Source organism: Bradyrhizobium lablabi, from assembly GCF_018129385.1.
Classification (GTDB): Bacteria; Pseudomonadota; Alphaproteobacteria; order Rhizobiales; family Xanthobacteraceae; genus Bradyrhizobium; species Bradyrhizobium lablabi_C.
The window spans coordinates 355,193-368,789 of sequence record NZ_JAFCLN010000004.1; the positions used below are offsets into that span (position 1 = coordinate 355,193).

At 58.9% G+C, this 13,597-nt stretch carries 27 protein-coding genes; 15 read left to right on the forward strand and 12 right to left on the reverse strand.

The annotated features are described in order from the left end of the window. The first annotated feature begins 209 nt into the window (after nt 1–209). Entirely contained in the window at nt 210–1,580 is a 1,371-nt protein-coding gene (locus tag JQ628_RS11165; RefSeq protein ID WP_212222588.1) for a TIGR03808 family TAT-translocated repetitive protein, read from the forward strand. Between the two features lie 148 nt (nt 1,581–1,728). Here the strand turns inward: JQ628_RS11165 and JQ628_RS11170 are convergent, their stop codons facing one another. Beyond that, nucleotides 1,729–2,217, reverse strand: coding sequence for a TIGR03809 family protein (locus tag JQ628_RS11170; protein WP_212222589.1), 489 nt, complete (start codon nt 2,215–2,217; stop codon nt 1,729–1,731). Nucleotides 2,218–2,643: 426 nt separating this feature from the next. Then, nucleotides 2,644–2,805: a hypothetical protein gene (locus JQ628_RS11175; protein WP_212222590.1), complete on the reverse strand. Its 162-nt coding sequence runs from the start codon at nt 2,803–2,805 to the stop codon at nt 2,644–2,646. Nucleotides 2,806–2,924: 119 nt separating this feature from the next. On the opposite strand from JQ628_RS11175, the gene JQ628_RS11180 reads away from it, so the two are divergent. The 13 genes from JQ628_RS11180 (at nt 2,925) to JQ628_RS34710 (ending at nt 7,012) form a co-directional block, all read left to right on the forward strand. After that, nucleotides 2,925–3,104, forward strand: coding sequence for a hypothetical protein (locus JQ628_RS11180; RefSeq protein ID WP_212222591.1), 180 nt, complete (start codon nt 2,925–2,927; stop codon nt 3,102–3,104). An 88-nt stretch (nt 3,105–3,192) separates the two neighbouring features. Then, complete coding sequence (locus tag JQ628_RS11185) at nt 3,193–3,399, forward strand: hypothetical protein (RefSeq protein WP_212222592.1); 207 nt, start codon at nt 3,193–3,195, stop codon at nt 3,397–3,399. After that, complete coding sequence (locus tag JQ628_RS11190; protein WP_212222593.1) at nt 3,396–3,617, forward strand: hypothetical protein; 222 nt, start codon at nt 3,396–3,398, stop codon at nt 3,615–3,617. Before JQ628_RS11185 ends, JQ628_RS11190 begins: the two co-directional genes overlap by 4 nt. A gap of 237 nt (nt 3,618–3,854) precedes the next feature. Further along, nucleotides 3,855–4,169 carry a hypothetical protein gene (locus JQ628_RS11195; protein WP_212222594.1) on the forward strand — a complete coding sequence of 105 codons (315 nt, stop codon included), beginning with the start codon at nt 3,855–3,857 and terminating at the stop codon, nt 4,167–4,169. 20 nt (nt 4,170–4,189) lie between these two features. After that, a complete protein-coding gene (locus tag JQ628_RS11200; protein WP_212222595.1) occupies nt 4,190–4,402 on the forward strand; it encodes a hypothetical protein in 213 nt (70 codons plus the stop codon). A 12-nt stretch (nt 4,403–4,414) separates the two neighbouring features. After that, nucleotides 4,415–4,654 (forward strand): hypothetical protein, encoded by a 240-nt coding sequence (locus JQ628_RS11205; protein WP_212222596.1) that lies wholly within the window; start codon nt 4,415–4,417, stop codon nt 4,652–4,654. Between the two features lie 268 nt (nt 4,655–4,922). Continuing rightward, entirely contained in the window at nt 4,923–5,141 is a 219-nt protein-coding gene (locus JQ628_RS11210) for a hypothetical protein (RefSeq protein ID WP_212222597.1), read from the forward strand. A 1-nt stretch (nt 5,142) separates the two neighbouring features. After that, a complete protein-coding gene (locus tag JQ628_RS11215; RefSeq protein WP_212222598.1) occupies nt 5,143–5,451 on the forward strand; it encodes a hypothetical protein in 309 nt (102 codons plus the stop codon). Nucleotides 5,452–5,475: 24 nt separating this feature from the next. Further along, on the forward strand, nt 5,476–5,694 hold the full coding sequence (locus tag JQ628_RS11220; RefSeq protein ID WP_212222599.1) for a hypothetical protein: 219 nt from the start codon (nt 5,476–5,478) through the stop codon (nt 5,692–5,694). Between the two features lie 23 nt (nt 5,695–5,717). Continuing rightward, nucleotides 5,718–5,933, forward strand: coding sequence for a hypothetical protein (locus tag JQ628_RS11225; protein WP_212222600.1), 216 nt, complete (start codon nt 5,718–5,720; stop codon nt 5,931–5,933). A gap of 257 nt (nt 5,934–6,190) precedes the next feature. Further along, entirely contained in the window at nt 6,191–6,445 is a 255-nt protein-coding gene (locus JQ628_RS11230) for a hypothetical protein (RefSeq protein ID WP_212222601.1), read from the forward strand. A 232-nt stretch (nt 6,446–6,677) separates the two neighbouring features. Then, the gene (locus JQ628_RS11235) at nt 6,678–6,887 is read left to right on the forward strand and encodes a hypothetical protein (RefSeq protein ID WP_212222602.1); all 210 of its coding nucleotides are present in this window, start codon (nt 6,678–6,680) and stop codon (nt 6,885–6,887) included. Further along, a complete protein-coding gene (locus tag JQ628_RS34710; RefSeq protein ID WP_283815784.1) occupies nt 6,884–7,012 on the forward strand; it encodes a hypothetical protein in 129 nt (42 codons plus the stop codon). The genes JQ628_RS11235 and JQ628_RS34710 overlap by 4 nt, the downstream gene beginning before the upstream one ends. Nucleotides 7,013–7,078: 66 nt before the next feature. On the opposite strand, the gene JQ628_RS11240 is transcribed toward JQ628_RS34710, so the two are convergent. Then, nucleotides 7,079–7,360 carry a DUF6378 domain-containing protein gene (locus JQ628_RS11240; protein WP_212222603.1) on the reverse strand — a complete coding sequence of 94 codons (282 nt, stop codon included), beginning with the start codon at nt 7,358–7,360 and terminating at the stop codon, nt 7,079–7,081. 80 nt (nt 7,361–7,440) lie between these two features. Between JQ628_RS11240 and JQ628_RS11245 the strand changes: the two genes are divergently transcribed. Continuing rightward, nucleotides 7,441–7,755 (forward strand): hypothetical protein, encoded by a 315-nt coding sequence (locus JQ628_RS11245; RefSeq protein ID WP_212222604.1) that lies wholly within the window; start codon nt 7,441–7,443, stop codon nt 7,753–7,755. Nucleotides 7,756–8,026: 271 nt separating this feature from the next. Here JQ628_RS11245 and JQ628_RS11250 read toward each other — a convergent pair whose 3' ends face one another. The 9 genes from JQ628_RS11250 to JQ628_RS11290 all read right to left on the reverse strand — a co-directional run bounded on the left by JQ628_RS11250 (nt 8,027) and on the right by JQ628_RS11290 (nt 13,522). Then, nucleotides 8,027–8,974 (reverse strand): metallophosphoesterase, encoded by a 948-nt coding sequence (locus JQ628_RS11250; protein WP_212222605.1) that lies wholly within the window; start codon nt 8,972–8,974, stop codon nt 8,027–8,029. A gap of 374 nt (nt 8,975–9,348) precedes the next feature. After that, nucleotides 9,349–9,702 carry a hypothetical protein gene (locus tag JQ628_RS11255; RefSeq protein ID WP_212222606.1) on the reverse strand — a complete coding sequence of 118 codons (354 nt, stop codon included), beginning with the start codon at nt 9,700–9,702 and terminating at the stop codon, nt 9,349–9,351. A gap of 112 nt (nt 9,703–9,814) precedes the next feature. Then, nucleotides 9,815–10,012 (reverse strand): hypothetical protein, encoded by a 198-nt coding sequence (locus JQ628_RS11260; protein ID WP_212222607.1) that lies wholly within the window; start codon nt 10,010–10,012, stop codon nt 9,815–9,817. Beyond that, nucleotides 10,009–10,383 carry a hypothetical protein gene (locus JQ628_RS11265; RefSeq protein WP_349628050.1) on the reverse strand — a complete coding sequence of 125 codons (375 nt, stop codon included), beginning with the start codon at nt 10,381–10,383 and terminating at the stop codon, nt 10,009–10,011. The genes JQ628_RS11260 and JQ628_RS11265 overlap by 4 nt, the downstream gene beginning before the upstream one ends. A gap of 1 nt (nt 10,384) precedes the next feature. Then, nucleotides 10,385–10,588, reverse strand: a complete 204-nt coding sequence (locus JQ628_RS11270) for a hypothetical protein (protein WP_212222609.1) — start codon at nt 10,586–10,588, stop codon at nt 10,385–10,387. Then, nucleotides 10,588–10,725 carry a hypothetical protein gene (locus JQ628_RS11275; RefSeq protein WP_212222610.1) on the reverse strand — a complete coding sequence of 46 codons (138 nt, stop codon included), beginning with the start codon at nt 10,723–10,725 and terminating at the stop codon, nt 10,588–10,590. Before JQ628_RS11275 ends, JQ628_RS11270 begins: the two co-directional genes overlap by 1 nt. 1 nt (nt 10,726) lies before the next feature. Further along, on the reverse strand, nt 10,727–11,449 hold the full coding sequence (locus tag JQ628_RS11280; protein ID WP_212222611.1) for a hypothetical protein: 723 nt from the start codon (nt 11,447–11,449) through the stop codon (nt 10,727–10,729). Nucleotides 11,450–11,761: 312 nt separating this feature from the next. After that, nucleotides 11,762–12,820 carry a tail fiber protein gene (locus tag JQ628_RS11285; RefSeq protein WP_249127741.1) on the reverse strand — a complete coding sequence of 353 codons (1,059 nt, stop codon included), beginning with the start codon at nt 12,818–12,820 and terminating at the stop codon, nt 11,762–11,764. Nucleotides 12,821–12,823: 3 nt separating this feature from the next. Further along, nucleotides 12,824–13,522 carry a hypothetical protein gene (locus JQ628_RS11290; protein ID WP_212222612.1) on the reverse strand — a complete coding sequence of 233 codons (699 nt, stop codon included), beginning with the start codon at nt 13,520–13,522 and terminating at the stop codon, nt 12,824–12,826. Nucleotides 13,523–13,597 lie beyond the last annotated feature (75 nt).

Below are 13,597 nucleotides of genomic sequence, written 5' to 3' on the forward strand. Positions count from 1 at the left end.
TTCATCCGGACTCGAAATGGTGGGTTTCGCGGAGCCTGTCATCGGGCGCGCATTCGCGCGACCCGTTGGCTCTACCCATCCTACGCTCTATACGCCCGACATTAACCCTACCCTCAACAATCGCTGCGTCCCAACCATGCGTTCACCATGCCTGGCCGCATTTCCGGGATAATTGAATCCATTGACACGTCCGCGAGGGAAACACGGTCATGGACGTCAACCGCCGCCATCTGATTGGAGCTTCCGCCGCGGGTGCAGCGAGTGCGCTCGCGACGATGCCTGAGCCAGCGCGCGCCGCGCCCCTCACCTCCACGCTCGGCCGCGACGCCACGCAATACGGCGTGCGTCCCGGCAGCCCCGATGACCAGACCCGCGCCCTTCAGCGCGCGATCGACGAGGCGGCGCGTGCGCAAATGCCGCTGGCGCTGCCGCCGGGCGTTTACCGCACCGGCATGCTTCGCCTGCAAAACGGCTCGCAAGTGATTGGCGTGCGCGGCGCCACAAAACTCGTTTTCACCGGCGGCGCCTCGATGTTCCAGGGCGAAGGCGCCGGCAGCGTCGGCCTCTCCGGCCTCACGCTCGACGGCGGCAGCATTCCCCTGCCCCAGCGCCGCGGCCTCGTGCATTGCGCCGGCGGCCGCGACGTCCGCATCCATGCGTGCGCAATCGCCGCCAGCGGCGGCAACGGCATCTGGTTCGAACAGGTATCCGGCGACGTCAGCGACAACATCTTCACCGATATCGCGACCACGGCGGTGGTGTCGTTCGACGCGCTCGGCCTGATCGTGTCGCGCAACACCATTATCGGCACCAACGACAACGGCATCGAAATCCTGCGTACCGCCATCGGCGATGACGGCACCCAGGTCCTCGACAACCGCATCGAGGACATCAAGGCCGGGCCCGGCGGCTCCGGCCAGTACGGCAACGCCATCAACGCATTTCGCGCCGGCAACGTCATCGTGCGCGGCAACCGCATCAGGAATTGCGACTATTCCGCGGTGCGCGGCAATTCGGCCTCCAACATCCAGATCACGGGCAACAGCGTCAGCAATGTCCGCGAGGTCGCGCTCTATTCGGAATTTTCCTTCGAGGGCGCCGTGATCGCCAACAACACCGTCGATGGCGCGGCGCTCGGCGTCTCCGTCTGCAATTTCAACGAAGGCGGCCGCATTGCTGTGGTTCAGGGCAACATCATCCGCAACCTCATTCCGAAGCGCCCGATCGGCACCGCGCCGGACGACGATGCCGGCATCGGCATCTATGTGGAGGCGGATACTTCGGTCACCGGCAATGTCATCGAGAACGCGCCGGCGTTCGGCATCATCGCCGGCTGGGGCAAATATCTGCGCGATGTCGCGATATCAGGCAATGTGATCCGCAACGCCTTTGTCGGCATCGGCGTGTCGGTCGTGCCGGGCGCGGGCACGGCGCTGGTCAACAACAACATGATTTCGGAAGCGCCGCGCGGCGCCGTGGTCGGGCTCGATCACGCCCGCCCGATCACGACGGATCTTTCCGCCGAAGGCGCGCAGCGCTACGCGCAGGTGGTTGTCGGCACCAACGCGGTGCGGCGCTAGGCAACGCCGGGGCTTCATCCTTCGAGACGGCCGCTTCGCGGCCTCCTCAGGATGAGGTCGGAGAACCAGGCGAAATGCCAGACCCTCCTGGTGAGGAGCGCGGCAAAGCCGCGCGTCTCGAACCACGAGGCCATGATGCCGCAGCTAACTACAGCGCGTTGCGCAGCAGCGGGTAGCGCTCCTGCATCGCGACGATGTCGAGCGTCAGCGCCACCGTTTTCGCCAGCGCGTCCTGTTCGGGCGCGACGGGTACTTCATCCGCCAGGACCGGCTCGGGTTCGGCGGCGATCGGCGCAACGTGCAGCGGCGCCGGTATCTCCGCAGGCGGCGGTTCGAAGCCGCGGGCCTCGGCCCGCGCTGGCTCACGGCGCGGCGGCAACATCACCCCGCTCCGGCCGAGCCAGGAGATGTCGATCGGGCTGTTGTCCAGCGAGGCTTCGCGCGTCAGCAATGCTTGCCAGGTCTCGACGGCGGCTTTGGCTTCCCTGATGTTTTCGAGAAAAGCCGTTTCGCTGTGGAAGCGGCGCCAGCGGCCGGTTTCGAATAGTTCGGTGAGGTATTCCAGCCGCTGCTCGGCAAGGACGCACCAGCGCGCGACAATGTCGCGCCCGCGTGCCGGATCGGTCCGTTGTGTCATCAAATTGCCCGTGAGGAGAGAAACGGACGCAGACGCAACCAACCGAATCAGTCTGAGTGTGACGGGGATATTCTGTGGAAAACGTTAACGATGTCTAGCTGCCGAAATTACGGGAGCGCGACGGCCGTCTAAGCGGCCGGTTCCACGCGGGATTCTCGTCAACCCTGTGCGCCGGCATGGCCGAAGCGCGAAACCGTTTTCCCGATTGTGCCTCGGCACCTGATGCCAGCGGTGCCGAATCGAACACGAAAAGCAGCGCTGAAAATAAAAGACCCGTCCGGGGGGACATATAGGCAGTGCCCCCGAAGCAAATTCTCAAGCAATTTCGGTACTTAGCTCTCCGGATGTTGCCGGAACTTGCGAGAACGAACCTCGAACCTGCGGCAAGTCTGACGCGTATTTGACACGCGGCCGTTCGGCGGGCGTTCACCCCTTCTCCTTGCGCTCGCGGCGCTTCAGCTCACGCTCGACAGCCTCGCGGATGAAGGCAGCCATCCCCTGCTCGCCCACGAGATCGCGTATCCGCTCCCGGACCTCTTCCGAGAGGCGGACCAGTGTCGGCTTGATTCCAAGCGGCGGCCTTCCCATGCGCCGGGAAGTATCCGGTATCGGAAAAGTTGTCAAAACGTCCTCCTAAGCGATATCGGTTATTGACGATATAAACGATATCGCTTATAAAGGCAATATCAACAACGGGAGACCGACAAATGGGTACGCCGCAAGCCAACGAAATCCGCCGCCTCCATCGGGTCGTGCGCGAGAACAACCAAACTGACTTCATGAGCTTCTGGGAGACGTTAAACGGTCTGCTCAAGTCTCGCGGCTTGCCAGAGTTGGGTTATAGCGAGGCGCGCGGCTATTACGCCGACTACAGGGCTCAGTGGTGAATAGCGACACGGCACAGGCGATCGCGTTGCTCTGTTACGCGATCGCCCTTTTTCTTGCAGGGCTCTCATTTTGGCTTGGAGCATCCCCATGACCACCCTCTCCAACTTCGAACGCGAGATGAAGGCAGAAGCCCGGACGGCTCCGAACAAGTTCGTTCGTGAGCGCCTCCTGACAATGGCCCTGCTCGCAAGGAACCTCGCCGATCCCGTGGACGCGAAGCACAGGGCCGACATGGCCGCGTGTCTTGCGCATCAAGCAACCGGGATCGCCGCGATGAAGGGAGGCGGACAATGACACCCACGCACGCTCAAACTGAATGGCTCAAGGCGAACCCCAAGTTTGTCCAGACGGAGAACGGGGTGGCATATCGTGAAATCGGAGCGGTGAGCCCGGATGGTCGGTTCATGCAGATCAAGATGCGGCACCCGACCATCTTCCAGCGGGAAAGAGATTGGATGGGCGTTGGCGTGCCGCTCGCCGCCCACCGCCAGGCACAGGGAGGCGGGCAATGAGCCGATGGCCTCGCCGATTCCGAACCTTCTGGTGCGTCACCGACAAAAGAGGAAACGTTTACGTCGGGAGCGCCAGAAGGACGCGCTCAGCGTCAATCGCCGCCTTTCTGAGCGACAACGAGGACAGCCAAGTCACAATCGACCAACCTTGGGCGACGTGGCGCCGCTGGGGTTTCGTTTGCCAGCGCTGCGACATCAAAATTCGCAATGCCGCCTGACACACCAGGGAGAGGACTGATGAAGTCAAAAAAATACGGCCCTTATCCAAAATGCACATGCGACGACCACCACCCAGTTAATGCGCGACGAGGTGACGGCATGGCCGTGGCGCAATGGTCCTGCCCCCAGCATGGGAATACGTTCGAGGAAATGCCGCTCGGGATTAGCCTGACGCACGAGCAAAACGAAGTGCTTCGCGTCATCAAGGAGCGGCACGATGCCGGCCTTCCAGCCGACGCCGACACAGTTTCCAAAATCCTAAACTACTCAACATGGCGCACCGACAGGGCGTTTGCAGTGCTGATGTCGGTCGGGTTCATCGAGCGCACGTAGCACATTGGAGAGCAACGCAGATGATCTACGCACAGATCAAATCCGGCCGGAAGCTGCACCTCGTTTGCGAGGCCGGCGAGGAAGACCGAGGCAGCATCGTTCGGTACGGATACCTCGGCGCCCCGCTGTGCGGCCAGCACATGGAGGGCAACTACCGAATGACCATCAATGTGCCGCTCGGCAATGCCTGCAAGAAATGCCGGTTAGCCTACACCCGGCGCACACATCAGTAGGGAGTGCAGGCTATGGGCCTCAGCCAAACAGAAATGATGCGCCAACTGCATGCTTATGCACACGCTGAAATGCGCAACCGTGGCCTTGAAGCTGCTGCGCAGCTTGTTGAGCGCCAATATGCAAGAAGCAGTACCGAGCGTTTCGATAGGACTCAGACCGCCGCCGCAATTCGCGCGCTCAAGACTGATCCCAATGCACACTTAACCGCATGGTGGTCCGATGAACCGCCCGCACAGACGAATGGAGAGTGAGGCATCGATGCCCAGTGACGACAAACATAACGCCCCATGCACCGAAGATTACGCGGAATCCATTCGATTGTTACGAAAATATAGAGTTCGATCCGGAGAGACCATAGGTCAACTTCTCGCCCGCATTGATCGGCCGAAACGAGACGATTTGAGAAAGATGCTGGGGGCTTGGCAATTCTGGGGCGAGCTTGGCCCAGAGCTTCAATCCGAGCTGCTCGACTGCATCGAACACACCTATCGGCGCTGCTGACCGAAGAACGAGGACAACATGAGCGAGAGACCCGCTAACGCCGAGATGATCGAGGGCTTCATGGACGGTTACGACCTGACCGCGCCGGAGCCATCCGGCAATCGAAGCAACAGCTACCGGCACGGCTTCATGGTCGCGCGGATCGACAAGGGCGTGATCCCCTATCGCGGCCCCGCGGATCATCTCCGGAAGCTAGCCGACGCAGCGATGGAAGCCGACGAACCGAGAGGAATTTGAAATGAGCGAGACAATCGACCGAGAGGACACCAGCATCGGCGGAGTTACGTGGCATTGCAGCGACGAGGACAGCGGTCCCGATGTCGGGATCAGCGTTTATCTCGGGCCTGATGACCGCCTCTGGTGCGGCGAAGTTAGCCGCCAGTTGTTCGATGGCGCCGATGGGCAAAAGCATTACCGAGACGACTATGGTTGGTTCATCGTTCGCTATCGCGGCAAAGAGACGATTCTGCTCGCGAAGTGCGCCGGAGAGGAAGCCGCACGGGAATTCATTGAGCAGATCGGCATCTGGGTTCGCGCCGCGGCTTGAAGCACTTGAGCAGGGAGCGCAGCCATGAAGCATATCTATTGCTGTGATTGCGGGGCGGAAACTGAAATCCAGGCCCATCAAATGGCGATCGGAAGCACCATGCAGTGCCCGGCCTGCAAGAAAGTTGGGGCGCGCGTTCTGTCAAGAGGCCGCGGTTCGTGCTGGATAACGGTCGATCCGAAAGAGGTTGAGTTCTACGACATACTCGGCGTCAGGTACGACGGTGAGGACGCCGCAGTCTGACGCTGATAAACAGGGAGAGACAGATGCAATTCGAGCCAGGCTGGCTGATGAAGACCTGCCGCGCCGCGCATATCAGTTCAATGATGCAAAACTCACCCAGCCTGATCCGATCGGTTGGGCTGAACGCTGATACACCAGTTCCGGACGACGAAGCAGAAGAGCTATTTGCCCTGATGAATTCCCGATTCCGAGCGTGGACCGGGCGCAGCTTGGCTGAGCAAATGCAGCGAAGCACTTAAGCCAGATGTGCAGAGGCGGGGTGAGGTTGGAATGCTCACGCGGAGAGCGTCACGCTCTCCTAGGGCGGTAACAAGCCAGCGGGGCTTCCGTCCCCGCCGCCGGAGTAGCGAACGGCCACCCCACCCCTGCACATACCCTGAGCCACCTTCGACTCCCCGGCCCCGCTCTGGTAGGCTTGGATGGTTTTGGACAATGACCAGCGGAGAGGACGAGAGTTGGCCACTGGTGATCAGAGACTACCGATGAGGAGAGAAGGATGAGCGACCTGCCCCCCACTTGGAAGGAAGACGAGGTTGTCACAGCACACAATTGCTTCGTGATCGGAGATTTCCCAACCATAGGCATCATTGGCTACGACGCCGGCTATGCGAACCTAACCGGCAGTAACAACGTTTGGCTCGGCCCGGATGGCGATCTGGCTTACAAATCCAGAGAACGGTTGAACGAGTATTTCGAGGACTTCAAGAAGCGCCTCGCTGCGGCAAGAGCTAAGTACGGATTGGAGCCTTGAGACCCATCCTGCTGTTTTGGTAGCCTTATGGGATGGCCAAGGACGATCCGATCAGAATCCTCCGACACAGCGTCATTCTGGACTGTGGCAGCTTTGAAGTCCGGTTTAAGGACGGCCGGCCGAGCGAATACTTCTATTGGGATGATAATCCTGGAAGACGTTCGATCACGAGAAAGATGGATCAGGCTGAGGCAATGGAGGCGGCCAAGAGGTTCGCAAGGAGCCAATCCTAATGCCCCGCAAACAGTTGGAAATTCCTCCAGAGGCCGCCCAAGAGTTCATTCGGGATATGAAGGCGTTCTTTGAAGCCAAAGGCCAGCTTGAAGGGGATGAAATAGCCGCTACCGCCCTCTGGAAATTAAAACAGCACCTGCCACGAGGAACAAAAATAGGGCTGACCCGCGTTAAGGAATTGTTCCATGCGATGAGGGATGAACTGTGAAGGTCTGGATTTACGAGAAGGGGCGGCCGAACGAAAGGCGCTTCGCCTCGGAGGAAGAGGCACAGCGCTGGCTTGAAAAACATGACCCCGAAGGTGTGGCTTTTGCTTATGAAGTGATGGAATGAGACCCTTCAGGATTGAGATTGTTATTGCTGTTTTGGTCCTGTGTGGATGGGGAGTGTGGAGGTGGCTTATCGCTTAGCTGCCGCGATTTCTCCAGCACAGGCAATGTACCCGATCGCGTCGATTGCGTCGTCGGGGTTGACTTCGCCGGATTGAGTCCGTGCGATCTTTAGAAGGGCCATCATGTGGCCGACATCGGAGGCGTCAAGAAGCTTCCCGCCCTTGGTCTGGATGTATGCGTTCCAATAGAGCGCAATGTTCGCAAAGTTTCGATGCTTGTCGCCATGGGTCTTGGCGCGGTCGCCGCCGACGAGTTCTTGAGCCTTCGCGATCAGTTCGACTGCTTGCATTTTCTCACCGTTGTTTCGCAGATCAAGCTACCACAGACTCGTGTTTCATGCTATAAAAATAGTGGTTTTTGGAGATTCACATGGACATGATTGATAGGGTCGCGGCAGCCATCATGCTCGCCGTAACCGATGGTCACGGCTTCCAAGCAAACTGGAAGGAACAGCCAGACGACGTGAGGGGTTTTTGGCGCACGGTTGCCCGCGCCGCCATAGAAGCAATGCGCGAGCCAACGGACTGCATGTGCAGGGCTGGCGCAGCTAAGTGGGATGATGATTGGTGTTCCGAAACCAACGCGCTGAATATGTGGAGCGGCATGATCGACGCCGCGCTATCGGACAAGAACCCACAGGCCGATATTGCTGAAAGCATAGCCAGCATAGACAACCCCCATTGAAGGATTACTGAGATAGAACTGCTCAGCGGCTATGTAGGCATAGATCAGGCCGACGAACGCGACCAAGGCGGGAGACATCATTTGTCTTTCTCGAATTTGAACTTCTTGCGGGCTTCCTTGGTGGCCCTCTGACTCTGACGGGCTCGAAATAGAAGCTTTCCGTTCTCGACCTTGAAGTCAGTGATATGCACTAGCCCACAATGACAGCACATATCCCGCTGCCCGGTCCAAGAGGCTTCGTACCATTCCCCGTCGATTACCTGCGTGTATTTCATACCCGGATCAGCGCCCCTCTAAACCAAACCGTCTTGGCATCCATCTTCGTAATAAGCTCCGGCGGCATCAGTATCCCGTCACGATACGTCAGGAGCGCAAAGCCCGATCTCCAATCCAGTGCCGAATCCTCTGTATAGCTGAACGCCCTATGTTCCTTGTCAGCCACACAGCCAGTATCGACGCCATAACGATCAAAACGACGATAGTCAGAAAGAGGTCGAACATTCTGCGAGTGAAGGTGGCCCGTGACCATCGAGACGCCGGCATTGAGAGTGTTCGCCCTGGTGGCTCCTTGTCCTGATTTCCATCGATGCTTGACCATCGTCGCCCCGCCCTCGATGCTTTCGTTGATGAAGCAGGACATGGCCTTGGTCCAACAGCCGAAGTGGTCGGAGAGATGAACGCCCTTGATACCCCGATACTGCGGAGCAGCGTTGGCTATCATTTGCTCGAACCGGGCATCGTGATTACCCAAGGTCCAGAGCTTGCGGGCGCCGCGCTTGCAGCGGGATACGATGTCGTTGAGATGGTCCTGCGCGGCCTCGATTTCTTCTTGAGGATCGGGCGCGGATTCCCAGTTCTGGGGATGGCGGGAAATACGAGGAAAGTCCATCACGTCACCGTTGAGGATGACGGCGGATGGTTTCAGGTCTTCAACGAACTTCTTAAAGGCGCGCAGACAGGTTGAAGCCTCGCCGGGCCAGATGTGGAAGTCCGAGCCGATGAGGACCGAGCCGTTCCGGATTTCGAGGGAAACGCGGCCGGGGTATTGGAGGGGAATGTTTTGGGGGACAGTGACTGGCTGGTTAAGCTTCTTTTCCAGCCGCCGCCGTCGATAGTTCACATTGCGGGTTGTGGTTCCGATGATCTTTGCTGCCTGTGCTACGCCGTATCTACGAACAGTTTCGAGAAATTCTCTGTCCGTGCATGCCGCCGCGACCATTCAATCTCCTTGGTTAGAGGCAAATCCCTTCAGCCGTTGAACAGTGCGGCCCCATGTCGTGGCGCTCTGTGTAGTCGGCAAATAGAATCCAGAGAGAGATTAGAAGAAGAGGAAGGAAGAATTTCATGGGGACCATGACCGCTTTTTATGCTAAGCTTTCAGCCGACTGGTGATCAGAGACCACCGACGAGGAACGAAGATGAGCGCTATTCCCACCGGAATGATTGCGGCTTTCCCTGAGAAGAATGACTGCTATTGCGGCGAGCCTTCGCCGCATCGACACGCGTATGACGCGATTTGGGACGGCAAAAATTGGCTCCCCGTCACATCTCAGGCCGGTATTGAATTTTATGTTCGATGCATGTCGGGCAACTTCAAGTCATCGATCCCGGGATAAAACACCGAATGTGCGTCGAGCCATCCATGTACTTCATCGGCCAGACCAGCGTTCGGCCATCGCGGTTCGGCTCCTTGAGAACCGCTTCGTCAGGAACATCAATCCACTCGCCATCGATGCGCACGCGGAAATGACCGTCTTTGGTCTCCCAATCAGCGTCTGCAAGGTGGGTAGCGTCTACACCGGGACCATCGCAGCAAGGCTGCCTGCCGCTCTTGAGGCCCTGATACCAACTATCGAGGCCGGGGCGCGCGTGATCGTGAGCAACTGCAATAGAGACGAACGCAACAGTAAACAACGCGACGACAACGAAGCCGCGGACGTTAATCATCGACGACGATCCTTTTTCCAAAGGTGATATTCGCGAAGGGCTGCGGCGACCGTAAGCAGCGCGACGACAACCAGGAACGCCGCGAGCCAGTACAGCCAGAACTGCGGAGGCACTATTTCTTCTTCCAATAGGTGGTGTGAATCTTGATCGCGATCTGCACGACAAGCCACGCAATGCCGAACCACGGCAGGAGGTCGCGGCCTAATCCAGACATCTCATGAAGCCATAGCGGGGAGGAAACAGCACCGAGCGCAACGGCATCACTGGCGGCCTCTGCTTTCGTTTGAGGTAATAGGTCGAGGAGGTTCATTTGCGAAGCCTCGCGATGATTTCGCCGCCCGCCTTGCCGATGAACAAAGAGCCTACTATCGCCCCCATCCATTGATCGAGGGGCGCGGGAAGAGCTGCAATGGTCCATGTCTGCGGGAACGCACACAGCTTGCAGAACAGGATCGAATAGACACACACGGAGGCAAACCAGAGCCCTGCTGGCACAAGAAAGAGCAATGGGAACCACCATCCCCTGCCCGTCAGGATCGAGGCCTGCGCCATCAGATACGACTTCGCCAGATCGGCCTTGACCTGCTCTCGCGTCGTCTCGTTGTTGACCGCGTTGTCCACTGACTTAAGCGCGCGATCTAGCGGGCCGGAGAACAGCCAAGTGAGGATGGTTGATAACACGCTACTGCCCCCACCCATGCTTGCGAGCCAGATACCACCAGCCCTCGCTAAGGAACGCGAGGCCGCCAGCCATCAAGAAATACGCAAGTTGCTGAATGTCGGGATCAGTCGCGGTTGAGGGATCAACGTTGTATCCCTTGGCCGCCAGAAACCCGACGACGTAGCGCAGCCCCACACGGGAGAGAGGCCCGGCGAGATCGTTCATCACGACTTCAGCTTGTTGATCTTGTCGTTCAGAGCGCCGACATAATCTTCGACGCCCTTGTACCAGATCGTCACCGGCTCACGCGCGAACCAGATCAGAGCGCCACCAGCGAGGAATCCGAGTGCGAACGTAAACATGCTATTTCCCTTTCTTGATGAGGATGAATGCGACGAGAGCGATGATGGCCGCGACGCCGCCTACCAAGAGCCAGACAGTCGGGTCCCAGCCCTGATGGACGCCAGCGGCAACTGTGCCGGCTGATGCGATGACGGCGCCTGCGGTCTTCGTGGGGAGAGATGAGGGTTTGCCGAACTTGATCGATGGGTCCAGCGCCATCATCGCGAGGATGAGCCCGGCACACCCCGGCTGCTGGTCAACGTGGCTGGGATCATAGACGCCATCCGCCACGAACTTGCCGGCGGAATACTGATTGGTCCCTGCCCAGACATACGGAGATGGCTTGTTGCGCATCGCATAGCCCGCACCGTTGTACAGCTCCAGGTTCACCAGCGTTCCACCGACGCTCCAATCCTTCTTCTTGGACAGATACGGGTGACAGTTCACCAGCGCGTCGATTGCGGCCTCTTCCCATGACTTGAACGGCCCTCGCCCCGCCGGGACACGAACAGAGACGCGATTCCATGGGTCTCCTTGCGCCAGTGAGCGGTCCCAGTTCTGTGAGGATTCCCGCATGTGGATCACGGCAATGACGAACCATGGAACGCCAGTCTTCGCTTCGACGGCCCGATAGCGGGATTTCGCCGCCACCAGACGCTTGGCGATAGCCGAGACGTCGCGGGTTACCTTGGCTGCGGCCCAGCGCTTCTCATTCGCCGCCTTCAGGGCTGCGGTATCGACCATGCTTCAACGTCCTCGATGATTGGGTGACCGATAGGTGCTTCAGAGAGCGCGGTGGTAGATTGAACCAAACAAGACCGCGCACACGGCTATGACGGCAGCCGCAAAGCCGCCCTTCTTGGCTGTTGACATCTATCTTGCTCGGGTTGGTTGTGGGTGGTAGAGAGGCGGGATGGATCAAAAGCGACCCACCTACAGAGAAATCATGGAGCATCACGCGCTATCGACTATCGACAGCGGGTTTGCTTTCTACGTTGTGGCGTTTTTGATGTTCGTCGGGCTGATCGCTTATGCGATCTCAAAGCTTGTTTTTGGCTAGATAACCCGCAAAATATGATTGCAGATTATCGTCGGCTGCACCGTGCGATGGGCGTTGCCGCTGGTGTTGTTCGAGGTGACGGAAATCGAGTTGGCCGTGGTGCCGGAAAGCGTTCCGGCATTGCTCCACGCGCCGTTAGAAGAGCTTTGCGGCCCGGTGGCCGAGCCGCCGCTGGTGACGTAGGCCGCGAAAGTAACGTTCTCCGCTGGATTAGTGGGAGCAGCCAGTTTGCGGCCCGATGCTTCAGTCACAGTCACCGAAATATTTTGCGATGCATTCGCAGAGGTTATCCCGGTAGGTAGTTGAGCGAGCGTCAGGGTATGACTCTCTCCACCACCGACAGCACCCAACGCCGCAGCGCTCGTGCCAAAATATGAAGAGGTCAGCCGGGACGCCGCACTGCCTCCCATATCATCTCTGCCGGCGAGCACCCGTCCACGAAGATCAGGAACATTAAACGTCGTTGACCCGTCACCACTTCCGAACGTCGTGCTGACAAGCGCGAAAAAGCTGGCATAGGTAGTGCGAGAGATCGCCTGCCCGTAGGGAAAAACGAACGCAGAACTTGGGGTTGTCGAGCCGAAATATTGCATGCATCCCCCAAGCGGGATGCCATAGGTGTTGCCGCCAAGGGCTTGCAGATAAAATTCCTGGTTGGTGCTGTGGTAGTAGCAGCAATAGGGCGTACCCGCGACGAGTGTGTTCGATTGCAGTTCGACGCCGGGAGCAAACCGCAGCGGCTTGGCTGTCAATCCGTCCACAGCGAGCGTTACCGTCGCATTGTTGGCAACGTGCGGCGTGAATGCGATCAGCTTGCCGTGCATGTTGGCGAGCGAGTCGAAAACCTGATACGTGCCCAAGGTGTAGGCGCTCGCGCTGCCGCCCGTGACGGTCGCGCCGGAGATGTCATCACGAAAGCCCGCCACGGAGGCCATCATTGCCCTGCCGGAGTCGTTCACGGCAGAGGGCGCCATTCCTTCGGCCCAGTTCACGGCCGAGTCCGCCGTAGCGTTGCTGGCGGCGGTTTTGGACCATTTGTAGAAGAACAGTGCCATTCGTTATCCTCGATAGAACAGAGGCGCTTTGATCTGCGCTTGAAGTTTGGTGAGATCGATCGGCCGCCGTTGCGGGAAGGTCAGCGGCGGGGCCTGTGGGGCAGGCATTTGAGAGAAGATGTCGCCGCCGCCCTGTTGAGGCGCAGCGGCTTGCTGTTGCTGCGGAGCCGCCGGAAAGATCGGAGCCTGCCCTTGTGGAATGGCCATAGGAGCCGCAGGGGAAGGCACTGGTGAGGGTTGCGGAGCCGGGGCACCACCTCCCATTTTCCGGTCCGCCCAAGCCCTGAGATCGCCCACAGTCATCTTGGCGAGGAAGGGATTGGCCTTCATCGCATCGGGTGAAAGGACCGATGAAACAGGCGCGGAAGGGTCGGCTTGTAGGACCGAAACAGCCCCTTGCGGGCCTGCAAAATGGGCCAGATAGGTTGTTCCGGCCGTGACTGGCAGCCCGGCATTTGATAGAATCCTGCCGTTCGCAGCGGCGTAGGCTTCTGTCATCTCCCGCGAGAGTTGGGGATCGGCACGAAGCGCAAGCAGTTCCTGATCCGACCTGCCCTGTGCAATATCGGGTCTGGCGGTTTTGATGGTGTCGAGCCAGGTTGAATTGATGAACTGGCCGGCACCCATCGCAGACGAATTAGGGTTGCGGGCTGTTGGGTCTCCCCCACTTTCCGCCCTGATGATGGAGTCGATTAAGGCCATGCCGGATTTAGACCTTCAGCCTCACGAGTGGAATTCCGACCGCGAGAAGCCGAAGGAACCAATATTCGGCCCCGG